Here is a 19101-nt window from a genome sequence, read left to right on the forward strand (position 1 = left end):
CGTTCCTTCACACAAAGGGGGCACGTAAGACAGTAGCAGTCAGTGTGCCAGCCGCAGAGGAAGGGGTGTTGATGTGCTGCAGGGTTTTGCGCGGACAGGGGGCCGGGTAGGCCCCCAGACGAACCGGATCAGTGACGGTGACGGTGGTGCTTGCGGTTGTTGTCACCCAGGTGGTTGCCGATGGCACCACCGGCCGCGCCGCCCAGGCCGGCACCGACGGTCGAACCGGTCCTGCCGCCGACCGCACCGCCCAGCAGCGAACCGCCCGCCGAGCCCAGGCCACCACCGATAGCGGCTTCGGTACGGTTGCCTTTGCGTGCGCCTACGGCGCTACCCGCTGCGCCACCCAGGCCAGCACCAATGGCTGCGCCGGTCCTGCCGCCGATCGACTGGCCGACAACGTTGCCCAAGGCACCACCCAGACCACCGCCAATGGCGGCAGTACCGTCACCGGCGAAAGCGCCCTGGCACAGCAGCAGGCCAAGGGCAAGGGAAGGCAGAGTTAGACGCATGATTTGAACCTCAAAGGAATCATCGGGGTTAGGTGCCACGCAACGGGTGGCGGGTCAGGGTTGGAAGACGTTTCAGCGGTAGTAGCGGTCACGGTAGCGACGATCATCGTCGTCGTCCCGATCATGGCGATGGTGGTGACGGTGGCCACGGTCGTCGTCGCGCCAGCCATCGTCGTCACGGTAATGGTGGCTATGGCAGCCGGCGACGAGCAGGACGGCGGCGATCAGCGAGAGGCTTGCAAGGCGAGTCATCACGGTATAGGTCCTTGATCCGCAAAGGTTTACGGTGCACTCCCTGAGACTGGAGTCGGTTCATTTGGTTTCCTTGCCGCGCAATATTTTTGTGGTGCAGTCGATGAGCGGCGTGCTTTGCGGTTGCTGTTATGTCCCGCTCGGTCATGGCTTGTCGGCCGGCCGACCCTTAGACTTCAACACAGGCCGCAGCGAAGACGGCCAGTTGCCAACATGGTGAATCACGATGATCGCCCACACTCCCACGCTGTTCGCCGCCGTTGCCCTGGTCGCGATCATCCTGGCGTTCTGTTTGCTGTTGGTTGGCCAGTCCAATCGGCGCGACAACTTGTTGCTGACCGGCTGTGGGCTGCTCGCCCACGCCTTGGCGTACGTTTGCTACACCGTTTACGGCCATGCGCCGCTGTGGCTTTCCTACGGGCTGGGCAACAGCTTGTTGTCCCTGGCGCTGGCGTTCTATTCGGCCAGCCTGTTCCGCATTCGCGAGCAGGTCGTACCCTGGCGGCTTTTGTTCATCATTCCAGTCATCATGCTGACCGGGTTGATGCTGCTGCTCGACACCCTTGAGCCACGCATGTTGCTGGCGACCCTGGTGTTGGTGGTGCAGTGTTCGATGATCCTTTATTGGTCCAGACGCTACGTCGAGCGGCCCGGCAGGGCGCATTTGCTGCTGGAGATCGGCGCCATGATCAGCCTGATCGGCCTGGGCATGCGGGCGCTGGCGGTCGTCAACGGTCATGCTGTCGAAATGCGCTATGACGTCAGCAACCTCAAGCAGAGCATTTCCGTGGCCATCGGCACGGTCACGGTGATGATGTATTCCATCGGCCTGGTGCTGATGGCCAAGGAGCGCAGTGAGTCGCGCTTGCAGCACTTGGCCCTGCGTGATGTGTTGACGGGCACCTTCAACCGCAGGGCGATCCTCGAACGCTTCGCCGTTGAGCTGGACCGTGCCCGAAACGAGCGCAGCAGCCTGGCGGTCGCCATGATCGACATCGACCACTTCAAGCGCATCAATGACCTGCATGGGCACCTGGCCGGCGATGAAGTGTTGTGCCATTGCGTGCGTGAGCTGCAAATGCGCTTGCGGCTGAGTGACAGCCTTGGGCGTTATGGCGGTGAGGAGTTTCTGTTGCTGTTGCCGTGTACCGACCGCGAAGGCGCGATGGCCACCTTGCAAAGCCTGCGTGAAACCATCGCCCGCAGCCCGGCGTGTTTTGCCGGTGACGAAATTGCGCTGCGCTTCAGCGTGGGCTTGTGGTGCGGCATTCCCGGACCGCATGACAATACCGCCAGTCTGCTGGCCCAGGCCGACGCGGCGCTGTACCAGGCCAAGGCCGGTGGACGCAATGCCGTGCATATGGCGGTGCTGGTGGATACGGGTTGAAGCAGGCCATTCACGCCTGCCGCTCGCCAGTGCTAGAGTCGCGTTCTTTTTTGCCCTGAGGATGGAACATGCGAGCAATTGTGCCGATGGCCGTTGTGCTGATGCTGGCCGGCTGTGCGTCAGCAACCATGGATGCGGCGCGCAGCGCCAAGCCCACCGCGCAACTTGACTCGCACAAGGCACCTGAGTTGGTGTCCCAGTGCATCCAGTTCAGTTGGCAGGAAGAGTCGGTGTTCGGGGTCGATGCCAGCGGATATCTTGAGCCGCGCAAGCAAGGCGGCTTCACCGTCTACACCCGTGAGGCCGAGTCGTTCGTGGACGTCTACCCACAGGCCGGAGGCACGCGCGTCGATTACTATGCGCAAAAGAATGACAGCCTGGCCCTGCAACGCCGTGCAGCCGCGGCGACCTGCCTCTAAGCTGTATCGCTCACGTCGTGGCAAGGAAGCACGTTATGGATCGATCGCTACTGCTCAATCGCGCGAGCTGGGATGAGCGTGCACCGTTGCATGCCGCATCCAGGGACTATGAAGTCGAGGTGCTGGTCAGTCAGCCCGAGCACCTGAGCGAAACCGTGCGCTTCGACGTGCCACGGCTGGGTGATGTGCGTGGCCTGCGCACGGTGCACCTGCAATGCCATATCGGCACCGACACCGTGTCTTTGGCACGGCTTGGCGCGCAGGTTTGTGGGCTGGATTACTCGGCGGCTTCCCTGCTTGAGGCGCGGCGCCTGGCCGAGCGTTGCGGCGCGGCCATCGAGTATTTCGAGGCCGATGTCTATCAGGCGGAGCGGGTACTGCCTGTCAGCACCTTCGACCTGGTCTATACGGGCATCGGCGCATTGTGCTGGCTTCCTCGTATCGAGCCTTGGGCGCGCACCGTAGCGGCCTTGCTCAAACCCGGCGGGCGGCTGTTTCTGCGTGATGGGCATCCAATGCTGATGGCGGTGAATGAAGACCATCGGGACCGCCTGCAGTTGGAGTACACCTACTTTGAGCAGGAGTCTCCGACGGTATGGCATACCGACCAGACCTATGTCGAGAGCGACCAGCGTCTGCTTCAAACCGAGACCCATGAATGGAACCATGGCCTCGGCGAGGTGATCAGCGCTTTGCTGGCCAATGGGTTGCAACTTTCCTCGCTGGTAGAGCACCAGAGCATTCCCTGGGAGGCCCTGCCAGGGCAGATGGACAAGGGGGCCGATGGAGAGTGGCGCTTGCGTCAGTCTCCCGAACGGCTACCCCTGAGCTACACCTTGCAGGCGATCAAGGCCTGATCAGGACAGGTAGCCACCGTCCACATTGAGCGCGGTGCCGGTGGTATAGCTGGACGCATCGCTGGCCAGGTACAGGACGGCGCCAGCCATCTCCTTGGGGTCGGCTACGCGCTTGAGCGGGATCTGCTGCAGGGCGGCATTGAGGATAGTGTCGTTCTTGACCAGTGCCGAAGCGAACTTGGTGTCGGTCAGGCCGGGCAGCAGGGCATTGCAGCGGATACCGAACTGCGCACACTCCTTGGCGAAGACCTTGGTCATGTTGATCACGGCAGCCTTGGTCACCGAGTAGATGCCTTGGAAGTGGCCGGGTGATACGCCATTGATCGATGCCACATTGATGATGCTGCCACCGCCATGCTCGCGCATCAGCTTGCCGGCCTCCACCGACATGAAGAAGTAGCCACGAATGTTCACGTCCACGGTCTTCTGGAATGCGCTGAGGTCGGTGTCCAGCACGTTGCAGAACTGCGGGTTGGTGGCGGCGTTGTTGACCAGGATGTCCAGGCGACCGAACTGCTCGCGGATGCCGGCGAATACCTGCTGGATCTGCTCCATCTCGCCAATGTGGCAGGCCACCGCAGTGGCCTTGCCGCCCTGCGCGATGATGGCATCGGCCACGTGCTGGCAGCCGTCCAGCTTTCGGCTGGAGACGATCACATGGGCACCTTGCTGGGCCAGCAGATGCGCGATGGCCTCGCCGATGCCGCGGCTGGCGCCGGAAACGAAGGCGATCTTGCCGTCGAGGTCGAACAGGTGGGTCTTGGACATGCTGTTTTCCTTGTTGTCTGTCGTCAGAGCGTGGACTTGGCGATGACCTGCAGGCTCATCTGCTCCAGCAGCCGGTTCATGTGAATGAACTGGGCGAAGCGCTTGTCCTGGGTCTGGCCATGGAAGAAGCGGTAGTAGATCTGCTGGACGATGCCGGCCAGGCGGAACAGGCCGTAGCAATAGTAGAAGTCGAAGTTGTCCAGGCTGATGCCAGCGCGCTCGGCGTAGTAATCGACGAACTGGCGACGGGTGAGCATGCCGGGGGCGTTGCTTGGCTGGCGCCGCATCAGTTGAACCGGCGCCGGATCGCTGGCCTCGATCCAGTAGGCCAGGCTGTTGCCCAGGTCCATCAACGGGTCGCCGATGGTGGCCATTTCCCAATCCAGCACGCCGATGATGCGCATGGGGTTTTCGGCATCGAGAATGACGTTGTCGAAGCGGTAGTCGTTATGCACGATGCCAGGGCGTGGGTGATCGGCCGGCATCTTTTCCCGAAGCCAGGCGATGACCTGTTCCCAGCGCGGTGCATCGGGGGTCAGGGCCTTTTCGTAACGGCTGGTCCAGCCTTCGATCTGGCGTTGCACGTAACCTTCCGGTTTGCCCAGGTCGGTCAGGCCACAGGCGTGATAATCGACTTGGTGCAGTTCCACCAGGCGATCGATGAAACTCTTGCACAGGGCTTCGGTACGCGCCGCATCGAGGTTCAATTCGGCGGGAATGTCCGAGCGCAGGATGATGCCGTTCACCCGCTCCATCACATAGAACTCACCGCCGATCAGCGAGGTATCGGTGCAATGCGCGTACGCTTTCGGGCAGTAGGGGAAGCCACTGTTGAGCTGGTTGAGAATGCGGAATTCACGACCCATGTCGTGGGCCGACTTGGCCTTCTGGCCGAACGGTGGACGGCGCAACACGAATTCGCGGCCAGGGTAGGTGACCAGGTAGGTGAGGTTGGAGGCGCCTCCGGGGAACTGGCTGATCGTCGGTACGCCATCCAGCCCACCGATGTTGGCCTTGAGGTAAGGGTCGATGACGGCCGCGTCGAGTTCTTCGCCGGGGCGTACCTGAGTGGACTGGTCAGTGAGCGTCATGCGTTTTCCTTATTTTCGGTCGCGAGGACTATTGGCTAATCTAATGGCCTGTCGGCCGTGGAACAAGCGTGCCAAGTGTCATATAGGTACGGGTGTTGCCGGCCGATCAATCCCCCTGATAGGCATCTGATGCTTCCCTGTGAGACACAGGCAAAAAAAAACCGAAGCCGGGCAGGCTTCGGTTTTCGTCGCGATTGATGTACCCGCCACTCAGGCCGGGAACAGCTCGCTGAGCTTCATCGACAGCATCATGTCGCCTTCGACGCGCAGCTTGCCGCTCATGAAGGCCTGCATGCCATCGGTGTCACCGCTGACGATACCCTTGAGGGTTTCGCTGTCCAGCACCAGGGTGCAGTTGGCGTCTGCGTTCTCGCCTTCCTGGATTTCGCAGGTGCCGTCCTTGACGAGCAGTGCGTAGTGCTTGTCTTCGTCGGTGATGTTGAAGCCGAACACCAGGTCAAGACCGGCGGCGGCTGCCGGATTGAACTTTGCTTTCATCGCTTCGACGGCTTTAGCTACATCGCTCATGGTGTATTCCTTGTTAAGTAATATTCGCGTCCCAAGGGACAACAAACCGGGCTCATCGATAGGTGACAAGCTCCGGCGCCCTCAACAGCTGCACATGGGCTTGGCTGTTGAAGGAAGCCAGTGACACATCGTTGCCGCGAAACTTCAGCAGGCTGAGCGATGTGTTGATGATCTGCCAGTTCAGCGCGAAGGCTTGGCTGGGGGTTATCCGGGTGACCAGGTGGAGCAGGGCGGCAATGGTACCGCCGGAAGTGAACACGGCAATGTTGTCGCCGCTGCCAGCGCCCTCCAGTACGCGCTGCAGCCCACCGTTGACGCGAGCGGTGAAGGCTTGCCAGGTTTCCAGGCCGTCGTATTCATGGTCGCCATCGTGCCAGCGCTGCACCATGAGCGCGAACAAACGCTGGAACTCGCTGCGATTCTGCGTAGGGTTGCGCAGCACATGCAGCGCTTCTGGTTCCACCGCCATCAGGCTAGGGAGCAGGGCGCGGATGACGCCATCGGCGTTGAATTCATTGAACGCATCATCGGTTTCTACCGCCGGGACCTGGCTGCCATGACCCTGCAAGGCTTCGAGCGCCAGGCGCGCGGTATCTTGCTGGCGCCGCAGGCTACCGGCTATGCAGCGGTCCAGCCGCACACCGAGCTGAGCCAGATGCTCGCCCAATGCCTGGCTCTGGCGCACACCGACGGGCGAGAGGACGTCGTAGTCGTCGGCACCGAAGGAGGCTTGGCCATGTCGGATCAGATAGAGGTTGCCCACAGAGGTATCCGGCCGGTTGGAGGTTGCTGGGAGGTTAGGATGCGGCACACAGGCTGTCAACGAAAAAACATACAAGCGTTTGAAAAGGTTGTTTGAAAGATGTTGCCAGCCTTTACCCCGGCTGGCAGCGCCTTAGGCTCGTCGGTATGCTTGCATCAGTGTCGCGTCGTTCAGGCGCTGTTCTATCAAGGAGTCAACGTGGAGTTTCTTGCCGAATACGCAAGCTTTCTCGCTAAAACCGCCACCCTGGTGATTGCCATCCTGGTGGTGTTGTCCGCCATTGCCGGCATGCGCGGCAAAGGGCGGCGCAAGTCGGGTGGGCAGTTGCAGGTCACTCGCCTCAACGAGTTCTACAAAGAGTTGCGCGAGCGCCTGGAGGCTGGTCTGCTCGACAAGGCCCAGCTCAAGGCGTTGCGCAAGCAGCAGGCCAAGGCGGAAAAACAGCAGAAGAAGGGCAAGGCCGAAGAGAAGCGTCGGGTATTCGTGCTCGACTTCGATGGCGATATCAAAGCTTCGGCCACCGAAAGTTTGCGCAATGAGATCACCGCGCTGCTGACCCTCGCCACGCCAAGAGATGAAGTGGTGCTGCGTCTGGAAAGCGGCGGCGGCCTGGTGCACAGCTATGGGCTGGCGGCATCGCAACTGGCGCGTATCCGTCAGGCCGGCATACCGCTGACCGTGTGTATCGACAAGGTGGCGGCCAGTGGTGGTTACATGATGGCCTGCATTGGCGAGAAGATCGTCAGTGCACCGTTCGCCGTACTTGGATCGATCGGCGTGGTGGCGCAACTGCCTAACGTCAATCGCCTGCTGAAGAAGCACGACATCGACTTCGAGGTGCTGACCGCCGGCGAGTACAAGCGCACCCTGACCGTCTTCGGCGAGAACACCGAAAAGGGCCGGGAGAAATTCCAGGAAGACCTGGATATCACCCACCAGCTGTTCAAGGACTTCGTCTCTCGTTATCGCCCGCAGTTGCACATCGATGAAGTGGCGACCGGCGAAGTGTGGCTGGGCGTAGCGGCGTTGAACCGCAAGTTGGTGGATACGCTGCAGACCAGCGACGAATACCTCAGTGAGTGTGCTCGCGAGGCCAACCTGTTCCATGTGCATTACGCCGAGCGCAAGAGCTTGCAGGAGCGCATCGGCATGGCGGCCAGCGGCACGGTTGAGAATGCCGTGGTCGGGTTGTGGAGCAAACTTGGCCGTCTGCGCTAACACGTTGAACCCCTTGAATATTTTTTCTGTTCAGGGGGTTGCAAGGCGCAAAGAATGCAGACATAATGGCGCCCATCGAAACGCAGCGAACTTTGAAAAAGGTTCAGTGTTTCAAGGAGATAGCAAAGCGAAAGCAGCTAGATCCGAACTTTGAGGCCGAGTAGCAAAGTGGTTATGCTCCGGATTGCAAATCCGTCTACGCCGGTTCGATTCCGACCTCGGCCTCCACTATTCGAAAGCCCCGCAGATGAAAATCTGCGGGGTTTTTTCTTGTGTGCGTCCAAAAAAGAAAACCCGCCGAATAGGCGGGCTGAAAGAACGTACGGAGAGCCTGCAGTCTGTCCCGCGCGTTGTCAGAATTTCGTGAAGCGCAGGTTGCAAGGTCATCGATCAAAAAAAAAGCCCGCCAGGCGGCGGGCAATCAACGTATTGAAGGGAGAGCCTGTAGGATGGTGCCTGCCGGTTAACCCAGCGTTAAGTCCTCTCTCCATTGCACCGAGAACTCCCATGCGCGACGAAGACGATCTGCACGAACCCGAGCACGACCATTTGCTCGACCACGAATTCCTCTATGACGAAGGCGACGCGTTTGAGGCCGATGCCCAAGGCGCCGAGGACGAGACCGAGCAAGACATGCTGGATGATCTCGACGATGAAGAGCGCGATCATCCAGCCTGGCACGACGACTGCGAAGACGATTGAATCAGCGACCGTCCAAAGAGAAGCGCCCCGGGCCGCTCACGGCCAGCAGCAACATTCCACCGACAATGCTGAGGTTTTTCAGAAACTGAGTCATGTTGGCACTACGCTCGGGGTCGACCATGTTCCAGAACGGGTGCCCCAGAAGCGCCGTGCCCAGTACGAACAGGGCGAACAGGAAGGCCAGCGGGCGGGTGTAGAATCCCAGGATCAGCACGATCCCGACAAAGAACTCCATGATGACTGCTATGGCCGCTGCCAGCATCGGGGCAGGGGCGCCCAGTGATGTCATGTAACCGACGGTACCCTCGAAGCCGGTCAGTTTGCTCCAGCCAGAGAGCACGAACAGGATCATCAGCAACACGCGGGCAATCAGGATGATGAGGTCGCGTTGACCATCGAACAGGGTGTAGCGCATGGTGGCATTCCAGTGGACGGTGACACACTCCACTCTAGCAGTTGCGCTGGGGTTTTCCGGCGGGCAGCAAAAAGGCGCCGCAAGGGCGCCTTTTCTGGAATTTGGTGCGAGTGGCGGGACTCGAACCCGCAAGGCTCACGCCGACAGATTTTAAGTCTGCTGTGTATACCAATTCCACCACACTCGCACGCTTGAAAGGGTCGTGGCGACCGGCGCGCTTCTAGGCAGAAGGGCCTGACAATCAAGCGCGCTTTATAACCCATTGTTATAGTTGAGTCAACTGCAGAGCCTACTCTCAAAAAGATACAGGTCGGTCGCACAGGTCGTTGACACAGGGATGTCATTAGGCCACTGTCGCCTGATTATTGGATCCAAAGAGGGAAATGCCATGGTTCGGGCCGCACCCACCGCTGTTGATGAGGCTCGCCTCGTCCGCCCTCGGCTGGTCTGGCGTCTAGTGTTCATCCAGGTGCTGCTCATGGGAGGCTTTTTGTATGTGAGCCTGTTGTGCCTTGGCGGTTTCCTGTTGATGGTGGGATTTGACGACCAGCACTCCCAAGCGCAGCGTCTGATGGCGCTGGCAGGTGGTGGCCTGATTCTGCTGGTAAGCCTGTGGCTGCTGAAAGTCGCAATGCCTCGGCGGCTGGTTCCCGTACTGGTCGAGCGTGATCGTCAATAGGTAGTTACAGCAGCAGGGGAAACAGGCATGCTTGGCTAGATTCACTATAAACATCCCGCTGTGGCTGCCTGGGAGTCCGCATGGTTTCAGCTGCCCCCTTCAACCATCCCGTCATGCCGGCCAACCGCTACGAGCAGTTGGTGCAGTCGGTGGTCGACTATGCCATCTATATGCTTGACCCCACCGGGCACGTGGTGTCCTGGAATGCCGGTGCCGAGCGGATCAAGGGTTACCGTGCCGAAGAGGTGATCGGCCAGCATTTCTCGTTGTTCTTCACTGAGCAGGATTGTGCGCAAGGGCGTCCCGATGTGTTGCTTCGCCAGGCGCTGGAGCAGGGCGTTGCGCAGGATGAAGGCTGGCGTGTGCGCAAGGACGGTACCCAGTTCTGGGCGCTGGCCGCGCTGGACGTGATCCGCGACTCCCAAGGGCAAGTGGTCGGCCTGGCCAAGGTCACGCGGGACATCACCGACCGGCGCGACTCGGCCTTGCAGCTCGATGCCATGCGCGCCCAGCTGTTCCAGGCGCAGAAGCTCGAAGCCCTGGGCCAGTTGACGGGTGGCCTGGCCCATGATTTCAACAACCTGCTGACCATCATTCTCAACTCGGCCCGGATGGCGCTGGTCAGTCAGGACCCGAAACGGGTCCAGCGGATGCTGGAGCATATTCTCGACGCGGGCAAGCGCGGCACGGAGCTGACTCAGCAACTGCTCAGTTTCGCTCGTCACCGTCAGCTGGATGTCACGCGCATTGCCCCTGCTGAACTGATCGCCTCCACCCGAGGTCTTCTGGAGCATGCCTTGCCCAGCGACATCGAGCTCAACGAGCGCCTGCAACCTGACTTGCCGTTGATCGAGGTCGACGCCGGGCAATTGCAGATGGTGCTGCTCAACTTGCTGTTCAACGCGCGCGATGCCATCGAAGGACCGGGTCAGATCAGTATCGAGGTGGATGCCGTGGAGCTTGCCGGTGAAGTGGAGGGGCTGCGCGGGCGCTACGTGCGATTCGAAGTCCGGGATACTGGCGCGGGCATTGACCCACAGACGTTGCCGCGCATCTTCGAGCCTTTTTTCACCACCAAGGCGTTTGGCAAGGGCACCGGGCTTGGCCTTAGCCAGGTGTATGGCTTTGCCAAGCAAAGCAACGGCGCAATCTGCGTGGAAAGCGCGACCGGTCAGGGCACATGCATGAGCCTTTACTTGCCGGTGTATCAACACGAAGCGGAACCTACAACTGACAGGTAAGCGCCATGGTCCAGTCTCTGAGCAGGTTGGTGACGGGTATCGCGGGGCTCGATGCCCTGCTCAAGGGCGGCCTGGTCACCGGGGCCTCCTACATCATTCAGGGGCCGCCTGGTGCCGGCAAGACCATCCTGGCAAATCAGCTGGCTTGCGGGCATGTACTCAACGGCGGTCGTGTGCTGGTAGTGACATTGCTCAGCGAGTCCCACGAACGGCTGTTCCAGTACATGGGAACCCTCGAGTTCTTCGACCCGGTTCTGGTGGGTGATCAGATCCAGTTCGTCAGTGCCTTCGATACCCTGGAGCAGGAAGGGCTCGAAGCCGTGGTCAGGCTGCTGCGCCAGGAGATCGGCCGGCATCAGGCCAGTTTGTTGATCGTCGATGGCGTGCTCAATGCCCGGGCGCGGGCGGACTCGGCGCTTGAAACCAAGAAGTTCGTGTCTGAATTGCAGGGGCATGCAGCGTTCGCTGGTTGCACGGTGCTGCTGCTGACCAGTGCCCGACTCGATGAGGGTAGCCCCGAGCACACCATGGTCGATGGTGTCATCGAGTTGGGTGAGCAACTGGTAGGCAGCCGTGCGGTGCGGCATATACAACTGCGCAAGACCCGAGGGAGCGGCGCCTTGTCGGGGCGCCACGAGTGCCTGATCGACGAGGCCGGGATGCATGTCTATCCGCGCCTGGAGTCACTGTTCAGTCGTCCCAGCCATACCGGCGCTGCCAGCCTCAGTCGCGTGACCAGCGGGGTGCCAACGCTGGATGAAATGCTCGATGGTGGCCTGGCCTCAGGCTCGGTCAGCCTGGTGATGGGGCCCTCGGGGATCGGCAAGACATCGTTGGGCCTGGCGTTTCTCGCCGCCAGCAGTGCGCAGGCGCCGGGCCTGCACTTCGGCTTCTACGAGACGCCAGAGCGGCTGCGCCTGAAGGCGGCATCGCTGGGCTACGATTTTGCAGCGCTGGAGCGCGACGGTGCCCTGCAGTTGTGCTGGCAGCCCACCACCGAAGGGTTGCTGGACCAGGTGGGCGCACGCCTGCTCGCGCAGGTGGAGGCGCTGGGGGCCAAGCGGGTGCTGATCGACAGCCTGGGGGCATTCAGTCGCCTGGCCATCGACCCGGCCCGGCTCAACGCCTTTTTCCGGGCCTTGACCGGAGAGCTGCGTGCTCGCGACATCAGCGTCCTGCTGACCTGGGAAATGCGCGATATATTCGGCTCGGAAATCACCGCCCCGGCTCCGGACCTATCGAGCATCGTCGACAACCTCATGCTCATGCGCTTCGTCGAACTGGATTCGCAATTGCGGCGTATGCTGTCGATTCTCAAGGTGCGCGACAGCCATCATGACCCCGCGCTGCACGAGATGCGCATGGGGCCGCAGGGGGTCTCTCTGCGCAAGGCCTTCGAGGGCGCGTGCGGGGTGCTCTCGGGCACGCCGGTGCCGCCGGCGAGTGGGTAGGCCATGAACACCATCCTGATCGTCGATGACGAGTACCTGATTGCCGATATCCTCGGTTTCGCCCTGGAGGACGAGGGTTTCCTGGTGGAAAAGGCAAGCAATGGCCGTAAGGCCCTGGAGGCGCTTCAGGACAAACGCGTGGAATTGGTGATCACCGACTACATGATGCCGGTGCTCAATGGCGAGGAGTTGGTGCGGGCGATTCGCGACGAACTGCAGCTGCACGACCTGCCAGTGATCCTCATGAGCGGCGCTCAGGCCAGCCAAGGACGCCCGGAACTGTTCGCCGCGGTGTTCGACAAACCGTTCGACATGGACAAAATGATCGCCAAGGTGCGCGAACTCCTGGGCACCTGAGGCGAGCGCGTGCCGTCAGATCAAGCGCGTCCGTGCGACTTGAGGCAACGCGACTCAGTGCGAGTCGTCGTGTTTTTCCGGTGCTGGGTTGCCAGCCTGGATGCGTTTGAAGATTTCTTCACGATGAACCTGTACATCCTTCGGTGCATCGATGCCAATCCTCACCTGCATCCCTTTAACGCCCAGAATGGTGACTTTGATGTCATCGTTGATGACGATGCTTTCGCCAACCTTACGGGTGAGTATCAGCATGTAGTTCTCCTTGGTGGTGTCGATATCCGCGTGGCCATTTGGCGAGGCGGTGGGAGCTGGTCCCTCTTCCTTCTCATTAAAGACGCTTTCGGCGGATAGTAATTCCCCGGAATACAAATTCTGTAGCGTGTCTTTAGTCGCAGGTGCCGACGAAATCTGCTTTGGCAGCGTCGGCGAAGGTGCTCGCTGGCAAGAATAGGGGGCTTCGAGGCAGATGGGAAATTTCCTTGCATGATGGGCCAGATAGCAAGGCTCAATGGGCCTGCGAATTTTCCAGCGCCTGCAGGAACAGCAGCAAGGCTACCTCCTCAGGCTCCAGTCCCTGCCGGTTGCGGCTGCGGGGCAATGCAGCCAGTTGCCCGAGATGGAAATGCTCCAGTACCGCCGGGTGGATGTAGCAGCGCCGGCACACCGCGGGAGTGTTACCCAGCCGGCTGGCAACCTGCCTGACGATGGCTGCCACCTGGCGTTTGGCTTCGCTTTCCGGCTCCCAGGCCAGAGGCCTGAGCAGGCTCAGGGCAAGGCTGCTACCGGCCCAGGTGCGATAGTCCTTGGCGGTGAAGTCGGCGCCGGTCAATTGCTGGAGGAACTGGTTGATATCGCTTGAGCCGATGCTGCGGCGCTGGCCTTGCTCATCCAGGTACTGGAACAGTGTCTGCCCAGGCAGCTCGATACAGCGCTTGAGCAGGTTCGCCAGGCGTCGGTCGCGCAGGGTCACATCATGCTCGACGCCGCGCTTGCCGCGGAACTGGAAGCGTATGGTGCTCCCTTCGACGGTGACGTGGCGATTGCGCAGGGTGGTCAGGCCATACGACTTGTTATCGCGCAGGTACTGTGGGTTGCCGATGCGAATCAGGGTGCTGTCGAGCAGGCTCACCACCAAGGCGATGATTTTCTCTCGATCCAGCCCCGGGCGCGCCAAGTGGCTGTCGATATGCTTGCGCAGCTTGGGCAGGGCCCTGGCGAAGGCCAGCATGCGCCCGAACTTGTGCTGGTCGCGCAGCTCGCGCCATTGAGTGTGGTAGCGGTACTGCTTGCGGCCACGGGCGTCGCGGCCAGTGGCCTGCAGATGGCCCTGTGGGTCCAGGCATATCCACACATCGGTATAGGCGGGGGGGATGGCCAGGGCGGCGATCCGCGCGAGCGTCTCGCCATCGCGCACCCGCTGGCCCTCTGGGTCCAGGTAGATGAACCGACCACGCCATTTGCGCCTGGTCAGTCCTGGTTGGGTGTCGTCGACGTAGTGCAAGGTCGCGGGCAGGGGGTGGTCGAGCATCGCTGGCAGGCCTCGATCAGTGCTATGACCAATGGACAGCAGGCGTGCGACGGATGCTCAGCCCAACAGTGCTACCGATTTGATCTGGGCAATCAACGCCTGACCTGGATGCAGGTCGAGTTGGTCGGCAGAAAACCGGGTGATGCGCGCCAGCAAGGCGTTGTCGCCAGCATCGAGGCTCACCAGCACGTGCGCAGGGTTGTCTGCAGGGCGACATTCGCGCACGCGCACCGCCAGCCGGTTAAGGATGCTGGACGTGCTGTCTGCGCCAAGCGCGAGGCTCACATCACGGGCCTGAACTTTGACCCGCAGCGTGCTGCCCAGTGCGTGGGGCGGATGCGCGATGCGCAGCACAGGGCCATCGCTGCCGGGCAGGCGCAGGTCGAGCAGATCGTAATGCGCGTCGTGACCGACCACCCGGCCTTCGAAGACCACCCCGGCCTCTTCGCCCTGCGCCAACGGTAAGTCCAAGCGGGCGAGGGTTTCGCCAATCGGGCCACTGGCGACTGCCTTGCCTTGCTCCAGGAGTACCAGGTGGTCCGCCAGCCGTGCCACTTCGTCCTGAGCATGGCTGACATACACAAGGGGAATGTCCAGTTCATCGTGCAGGCGCTCAAGATACGGCAGGATCTCACGCTTGCGAGGCCCGTCCAAGGCCGCCAGCGGCTCGTCCATCAGTAACAGGCGCGGGCTGCTGAGCAAGGCGCGTGCAATGCCGACTCGTTGCGCCTCGCCACCCGACAAGGTGGCTGGCTTGCGCGCAAGCAAAGGGCCGATGCCCAGCAACTGGCACGCTTGCTCCAGGCCGACCTTGCGTTCGCCCGCGGGCACCCGGCGCCAGCCGAATTCCAGGTTGCCGCGCACCGACAAGTGCGGGAACAGGCTCGCTTCTTGGAACACGTAGCCCACCGGGCGCAGGTGGGGAGGCTGGAAAAAGCCGCGAGCGCTGTCTTCCCAGATCTCGCCATTGACCTCGATGTAGGCGCTGGCGGCGCGCTCCAGGCCCGCCAGGCAGCGTAGACACGACGTCTTGCCAGACCCGGAGTGGCCAAACAGTGCACTGATCCCGCGCCCCGGCAGGTGCAGGTCGACATCCAGGGTGAAGTCCCCGCGGGCCAGCTCGAGGCGCGCCACGATCGTCGTGCTCATGTCAGCTCCAGCCCGCTTTGCTGCGGCGCCCGGCGTACAGCAAGAGCAGCACGAGGAAAGAGAATACCAGCATGGTCCCGGCCAGCCAGTGCGCTTGCGAATAGGCCATGGCTTCGACGTGATCGAAGATCTGAACGGAGACCACGCGGGTCTTGTCCGGAATATTGCCGCCGATCATCAGCACCACGCCAAACTCGCCGACGGTATGGGCGAAGCCGAGGATAGTGGCGGTGACGAAGCCAGGGCGTGCCAGCGGCAGCACAACGTGCACGAAGGTGTCCCAAGGGCTGGCACGCAGAGTGGCGGCCACTTCCAGCGGGCGCTGGCCTATGGCGCTGAAGGCGTTCTGCAACGGCTGCACCACGAACGGCATGGAGTACACCACCGAGCCGATGACCAGCCCGCTGAAGCTGAACACCACGCTGCCCAGGCCAAGCGCCTGAGTAGCCTGGCCGACCCAGCCGTGCGGACCGAGGGCAATCAGCAGGTAGAAGCCAATGACCGTGGGTGGCAATACCAGGGGCAGTGCCACCACGGCGCCTACCGGCCCGCGCAGCCACGAGCTCGTGCGCGCCAGCCACCAGGCGATGGGGGTGCCTAGGATCAGCAGAATCAAGGTGGTCAGGCTGGCCAGTTTGACGGTCAGCCAGAGGGCACCCAGGTCACTGGCGTCCAGTGGCATCAGATTTCATATCCGTAGGACTTGATCACCGCTGCTGCCTTCGGGCCCTTCAGGTACGCGACCAGCGCCTTGGCGGCTGCGTTGTCCTTGCCTTTTTTGAGAATCACCGCGTCCTGACGGATCGGAGCGTGCAGGTTGGACGGTACGATCCACGCCGAACCGTTGCTCACCTTGCCGTCCTTGTAGATTTGCGACAGCGCGACGAAACCCAGTTCGGCGTTGCCGGTGGAGACGAACTGGAAGGCCTGGGTGATGTTCTGGCCCTCGACGATCTTGCTCTGGGTGGCTTCTTTGAGCCCCAGCCTGTCCAGCACCTGTGTGGCGGCCAGGCCATAAGGCGCGGTCTTGGGGTTGGCGATGGACAGGTGCTTGAAGTCGTTCTTCTTCAGCACTTCACCCTCGGCGTCCACGTAGCCTTCCTTGGCCGACCACAGTGCCAGGGTGCCCACGGCGTAGGTGAAACGCGAGCCTGGGACGATTTCCTGTTCGTGTTCGAGTTTGGCCGGTGTGCTGTCGTCGGCCGACAGAAACACGTCGAAAGGTGCGCCGTTCTTGATCTGGGCGTAGAACTGGCCAGTCGCCCCGTAGGCGGCGACCAGCTTGTGCCCGGTGTCCTTCTCGAAGTCTTTGGCGATGGCCTGGATAGGCGCGGTGAAGTTGGCTGCCACCGCCACCTGGACCTCATCGGCCCAGGCACTGTTGAGTGAGACCAGGCTGGCCAGGGCGGTGACAGCCAGGTGGGACAGGCGGATACGCATGAAGACGGCTCCAGAGGGTTATCGTTATAGCCTGAACTATATAGCGATAAACTGTTCGCGTGGAAGAGGCCGGCGTGTTGGGGGATTCAGCGGGTAATCAGCGCCAGTGCCTTCTCGGCGATCTCGCGGGTCAACTGCTCGGCCGGCATCGGCCTGCCCAGCCGCAAGGCCTGCCCTGACCACAGGTTGCTGAAGTCGCTGGCGCCTCGTGGGTCGCTGACTGCCCGCAACGGCATCAGCGCACCGCCTGCCAGGGGGAAGCGTGGGGCCAGTTCGCTCATGGCGCCCAGCTCGCGCATGATGCGGTTGTTGATGCCTCGGGCAGGGCGCCCGGTGAACAGGTTGGTCAGCGCGGTGTCGCTGGCCGGCGCGTTGTCCAGGGCATGGCGATGGGCCGGGGACACCTTGGCTTCAGGGCTGAACAGGTAGGCGGTGCCGATCTGTACGGCGGACGCACCCAGGGCCAGTGCAGCGACCAGGCCACGGTGATCACCGATGCCGCCGGCGGCGATCACGGGTACCTGCACCGCATCGGCGATCTGCGGTACCAGGGCGAAGGTGCCGATCTGACTGTTGATGTCGTCGGTCAGGAACATGCCGCGATGGCCGCCTGCTTCATAGCCCATGGCAATGATCGCATCGCAACCATGGGCCTGCAGCCATACCGCTTCTTCGACAGTGGTGGCGCTGGACAGTACCTTGGCACCGCTGGCCTTGACCCGTTGCAGCAGCTCGGGCGCTGGCAAGCCGAAGTGGAAGCTGACCACCTCGGGGTGCAACTGCTCGATCAGCTTGCAGCTCTGTTCATCGAACGGGGCACGGTTTGACACGGGGGTCGGTGCCTCGAAGTCGACGCCCAGTTCGTCGTAATAGGGCTTGAGCGCCTGCTTCCAGCGAGCGGCCTGCTGCGCATCTGGCACCGGTGGTTGGTGGCAGAAGAAATTGAGGTTCAACGGGCCCTGGCAGGCTGCGCGAAACGTCTCGATCTCACGCCGTAGCTGCTCCTCGGTGAGCATGGCACAGGGCAGGGCACCCAAACCACCGGCCTTGCCCACCGCGATCGCCATGGCCGAGCCTGAAGCCCCGGCCATCGGTGCCTGGAGAATGGGCAACCGGATGCCCAGCAGATCGAGGATACGACGGTCGGGCCAGTGGCTCATGGGGCTCTCCTTGCGAGTGTGCGATGGGGGCTGGGTTCAGGCCTCAGAGTGCCTTGCTGACTTGAATGTCGCTGATCTTGTCTGCGTCGTCACCATGGATCTTGCGCAGGGCTTCCAGGGCTTGCTCCTGGGAGTTGTCGGGCATCAGGGCGAAGTCCCAGCGGCGCTGGCCGTCGAGCTTGTACTTGATGACGTATTTGATGGTCTGGGTCATGGCAGCCTTATCCGAGTTTCGACGACGAGCGGCGAATGATCTTGATCTTGTGAGTGAAGGTCGGCTTGCGCGTCACCGAGATCGGGCGTGAGGTCACGGTATCGAGGGTGATATTCCAGAAACCGGTGCTGGGTACGGTGATCTTGGCCGGGAAACGCTCGAAGTGGCCACCATGGTAGGTGTGGCGGCCGCCGTTCTTGAAACTGCGGAAATTGGCGTCGTTCATCAGGCGAATATTGCAGCGCTGGGAACACTCGATGACCACGATGTCGTCTTCGTTGAGGTGCTCGCGCTGGTGAATGAATTTCATGGGGGGCCCCGCAAGGTGTAATTCTGCAAACGCGAACAATACCACGATGGCGGGCGGCGCTGCCGTGCTCGATGGTCGGGCTGCAGATAAATCTGCCAAAGCAGGGAGCAAAACCGCCTGGCCGTTGTCCAACGCGGTTCCTGATGGCAGAGGTGCAGTAGATGAAGTGGTTGGTGGCGGCGTTGACCTTGGCACTCGGTGGTTGTGTCAGTGTGACGGAACTGGAGCAATCGCACGAGACGTTGGATGTCATTTCTGGCAAGACACCCCGTGAGTATGCTGATTGCGTCAAGCACAAGCTGGCAGACAGCCGAGACCCCCTGGCCGAGGAAGCGCATGGCGACGGCCTGCGCCTGATCGTGCCGCAGAAGCTCTCGGCCGGTGTCGGCCCGGCGGCGTTGGTCGATATCGACAAGCGTGGCAGCGGCAGCAGCATCAAGTTGCGCGAGCGCCTCAACAACTTCCCGTTGCGCCTGGGTGACGTGCGCACGGCAGCGACGCAATGCATCTCCGGCAGTTGACCTGGCTCAAGTAAAACGCGGTTAGCAGGCTAATTGCCATCCTCTGGTCGGCCTGGGCGTTGTTGCGACTTTCCCTGCAGGGCTAGTATCCATTTGCTTATGTTTTTTAAGCCTAAGCTTATAACAAAAGAAATGGAGA

At 61.5% G+C, this 19101-nt stretch carries 25 protein-coding genes and 2 tRNA genes; 11 read left to right on the forward strand and 16 right to left on the reverse strand.

Annotation, left to right across the window (positions count from 1 at the left end):
• Nucleotides 1-128: 128 nt before the first annotated feature.
• Complete coding sequence (locus C4Q26_RS20970; RefSeq protein ID WP_023381297.1) at nucleotides 129-512, reverse strand: glycine zipper domain-containing protein; 384 nt, start codon at nucleotides 510-512, stop codon at nucleotides 129-131.
• Between the two features lie 72 nt (nucleotides 513-584).
• Nucleotides 585-764: a hypothetical protein gene (locus tag C4Q26_RS20975; protein WP_023381296.1), complete on the reverse strand. Its 180-nt coding sequence runs from the start codon at nucleotides 762-764 to the stop codon at nucleotides 585-587.
• A gap of 226 nt (nucleotides 765-990) precedes the next feature.
• On the opposite strand from C4Q26_RS20975, the gene C4Q26_RS20980 reads away from it, so the two are divergent.
• The 3 genes from C4Q26_RS20980 (at nucleotide 991) to C4Q26_RS20990 (ending at nucleotide 3427) form a co-directional block, all read left to right on the forward strand.
• Nucleotides 991-2151, forward strand: coding sequence for a GGDEF domain-containing protein (locus C4Q26_RS20980; RefSeq protein ID WP_027908183.1), 1161 nt, complete (start codon nucleotides 991-993; stop codon nucleotides 2149-2151).
• Nucleotides 2152-2219: 68 nt separating this feature from the next.
• Nucleotides 2220-2570 (forward strand): hypothetical protein, encoded by a 351-nt coding sequence (locus C4Q26_RS20985; RefSeq protein WP_027908182.1) that lies wholly within the window; start codon nucleotides 2220-2222, stop codon nucleotides 2568-2570.
• Between the two features lie 35 nt (nucleotides 2571-2605).
• On the forward strand, nucleotides 2606-3427 hold the full coding sequence (locus C4Q26_RS20990; RefSeq protein ID WP_023381293.1) for a bifunctional 2-polyprenyl-6-hydroxyphenol methylase/3-demethylubiquinol 3-O-methyltransferase UbiG: 822 nt from the start codon (nucleotides 2606-2608) through the stop codon (nucleotides 3425-3427).
• On the opposite strand, the gene C4Q26_RS20995 is transcribed toward C4Q26_RS20990, so the two are convergent.
• The 4 genes from C4Q26_RS20995 to C4Q26_RS21010 all read right to left on the reverse strand — a co-directional run bounded on the left by C4Q26_RS20995 (nucleotide 3428) and on the right by C4Q26_RS21010 (nucleotide 6577).
• Nucleotides 3428-4195 (reverse strand): SDR family oxidoreductase, encoded by a 768-nt coding sequence (locus tag C4Q26_RS20995; protein WP_023381292.1) that lies wholly within the window; start codon nucleotides 4193-4195, stop codon nucleotides 3428-3430.
• Nucleotides 4196-4218: 23 nt separating this feature from the next.
• A complete protein-coding gene (locus C4Q26_RS21000; RefSeq protein WP_104881474.1) occupies nucleotides 4219-5286 on the reverse strand; it encodes a phosphotransferase family protein in 1068 nt (355 codons plus the stop codon).
• A 210-nt stretch (nucleotides 5287-5496) separates the two neighbouring features.
• Nucleotides 5497-5814 carry an SCP2 sterol-binding domain-containing protein gene (locus C4Q26_RS21005; RefSeq protein WP_023381290.1) on the reverse strand — a complete coding sequence of 106 codons (318 nt, stop codon included), beginning with the start codon at nucleotides 5812-5814 and terminating at the stop codon, nucleotides 5497-5499.
• Nucleotides 5815-5866: 52 nt separating this feature from the next.
• Complete coding sequence (locus C4Q26_RS21010) at nucleotides 5867-6577, reverse strand: histidine phosphatase family protein (RefSeq protein ID WP_023381289.1); 711 nt, start codon at nucleotides 6575-6577, stop codon at nucleotides 5867-5869.
• A 198-nt stretch (nucleotides 6578-6775) separates the two neighbouring features.
• On the opposite strand from C4Q26_RS21010, the gene sohB reads away from it, so the two are divergent.
• From sohB to C4Q26_RS21025, 3 genes are all read left to right on the forward strand, one after another.
• Nucleotides 6776-7795 (forward strand): protease SohB, encoded by a 1020-nt coding sequence (sohB, locus tag C4Q26_RS21015; protein ID WP_023381288.1) that lies wholly within the window; start codon nucleotides 6776-6778, stop codon nucleotides 7793-7795.
• Nucleotides 7796-7949: 154 nt separating this feature from the next.
• Nucleotides 7950-8023: transfer RNA gene (locus C4Q26_RS21020), tRNA-Cys, on the forward strand.
• 279 nt (nucleotides 8024-8302) lie between these two features.
• Nucleotides 8303-8497, forward strand: a complete 195-nt coding sequence (locus C4Q26_RS21025) for a hypothetical protein (RefSeq protein ID WP_023381287.1) — start codon at nucleotides 8303-8305, stop codon at nucleotides 8495-8497.
• 1 nt (nucleotide 8498) lies between these two features.
• Here the strand turns inward: C4Q26_RS21025 and C4Q26_RS21030 are convergent, their stop codons facing one another.
• Both C4Q26_RS21030 and C4Q26_RS21035 read right to left on the reverse strand, forming a co-directional pair.
• Complete coding sequence (locus tag C4Q26_RS21030) at nucleotides 8499-8912, reverse strand: DoxX family protein (RefSeq protein ID WP_023381286.1); 414 nt, start codon at nucleotides 8910-8912, stop codon at nucleotides 8499-8501.
• A gap of 102 nt (nucleotides 8913-9014) precedes the next feature.
• Nucleotides 9015-9099: transfer RNA gene (locus C4Q26_RS21035), tRNA-Leu, on the reverse strand.
• A 201-nt stretch (nucleotides 9100-9300) separates the two neighbouring features.
• Between C4Q26_RS21035 and C4Q26_RS21040 the strand changes: the two genes are divergently transcribed.
• The 4 genes from C4Q26_RS21040 (at nucleotide 9301) to C4Q26_RS21055 (ending at nucleotide 12640) form a co-directional block, all read left to right on the forward strand.
• The gene (locus C4Q26_RS21040) at nucleotides 9301-9591 is read left to right on the forward strand and encodes a hypothetical protein (protein WP_023381285.1); all 291 of its coding nucleotides are present in this window, start codon (nucleotides 9301-9303) and stop codon (nucleotides 9589-9591) included.
• A gap of 80 nt (nucleotides 9592-9671) precedes the next feature.
• On the forward strand, nucleotides 9672-10832 hold the full coding sequence (locus C4Q26_RS21045; protein ID WP_104881475.1) for a nitrogen regulation protein NR(II): 1161 nt from the start codon (nucleotides 9672-9674) through the stop codon (nucleotides 10830-10832).
• Between the two features lie 5 nt (nucleotides 10833-10837).
• The gene (locus C4Q26_RS21050) at nucleotides 10838-12283 is read left to right on the forward strand and encodes an ATPase domain-containing protein (protein ID WP_023381283.1); all 1446 of its coding nucleotides are present in this window, start codon (nucleotides 10838-10840) and stop codon (nucleotides 12281-12283) included.
• Nucleotides 12284-12286: 3 nt separating this feature from the next.
• The gene (locus C4Q26_RS21055; RefSeq protein ID WP_023381282.1) at nucleotides 12287-12640 is read left to right on the forward strand and encodes a response regulator; all 354 of its coding nucleotides are present in this window, start codon (nucleotides 12287-12289) and stop codon (nucleotides 12638-12640) included.
• Between the two features lie 54 nt (nucleotides 12641-12694).
• Here the strand turns inward: C4Q26_RS21055 and csrA are convergent, their stop codons facing one another.
• The 8 genes from csrA to C4Q26_RS21090 form a co-directional block, all read right to left on the reverse strand.
• Nucleotides 12695-12892, reverse strand: coding sequence for a carbon storage regulator CsrA (gene csrA / locus C4Q26_RS21060; RefSeq protein ID WP_023381281.1), 198 nt, complete (start codon nucleotides 12890-12892; stop codon nucleotides 12695-12697).
• Nucleotides 12893-13145: 253 nt separating this feature from the next.
• A complete protein-coding gene (locus tag C4Q26_RS21065) occupies nucleotides 13146-14168 on the reverse strand; it encodes a DNA topoisomerase IB (protein WP_104883476.1) in 1023 nt (340 codons plus the stop codon).
• A 57-nt stretch (nucleotides 14169-14225) separates the two neighbouring features.
• Entirely contained in the window at nucleotides 14226-15317 is a 1092-nt protein-coding gene (modC, locus tag C4Q26_RS21070) for a molybdenum ABC transporter ATP-binding protein (protein WP_104881477.1), read from the reverse strand.
• A 1-nt stretch (nucleotide 15318) separates the two neighbouring features.
• Complete coding sequence (gene modB / locus C4Q26_RS21075; RefSeq protein ID WP_023381278.1) at nucleotides 15319-15999, reverse strand: molybdate ABC transporter permease subunit; 681 nt, start codon at nucleotides 15997-15999, stop codon at nucleotides 15319-15321.
• Nucleotides 15999-16757 (reverse strand): molybdate ABC transporter substrate-binding protein, encoded by a 759-nt coding sequence (gene modA, locus C4Q26_RS21080; protein ID WP_023381277.1) that lies wholly within the window; start codon nucleotides 16755-16757, stop codon nucleotides 15999-16001. Before modA ends, modB begins: the two co-directional genes overlap by 1 nt.
• An 86-nt stretch (nucleotides 16758-16843) precedes the next feature.
• Nucleotides 16844-17917 (reverse strand): nitronate monooxygenase family protein, encoded by a 1074-nt coding sequence (locus tag C4Q26_RS21085; RefSeq protein WP_023381276.1) that lies wholly within the window; start codon nucleotides 17915-17917, stop codon nucleotides 16844-16846.
• A 43-nt stretch (nucleotides 17918-17960) separates the two neighbouring features.
• The gene (locus C4Q26_RS28140) at nucleotides 17961-18131 is read right to left on the reverse strand and encodes a hypothetical protein (protein ID WP_023381275.1); all 171 of its coding nucleotides are present in this window, start codon (nucleotides 18129-18131) and stop codon (nucleotides 17961-17963) included.
• Nucleotides 18132-18138: 7 nt separating this feature from the next.
• Entirely contained in the window at nucleotides 18139-18441 is a 303-nt protein-coding gene (locus tag C4Q26_RS21090; protein WP_023381274.1) for a DUF1883 domain-containing protein, read from the reverse strand.
• A 161-nt stretch (nucleotides 18442-18602) separates the two neighbouring features.
• Between C4Q26_RS21090 and C4Q26_RS21095 the strand changes: the two genes are divergently transcribed.
• The gene (locus C4Q26_RS21095; protein ID WP_104881478.1) at nucleotides 18603-18962 is read left to right on the forward strand and encodes a hypothetical protein; all 360 of its coding nucleotides are present in this window, start codon (nucleotides 18603-18605) and stop codon (nucleotides 18960-18962) included.
• The last annotated feature ends 139 nt before the right edge of the window (nucleotides 18963-19101 follow it).

This window comes from Pseudomonas sp. SWI44, from assembly GCF_002947915.1.
Taxonomy (GTDB): Bacteria; Pseudomonadota; Gammaproteobacteria; order Pseudomonadales; family Pseudomonadaceae; genus Aquipseudomonas; species Aquipseudomonas taiwanensis.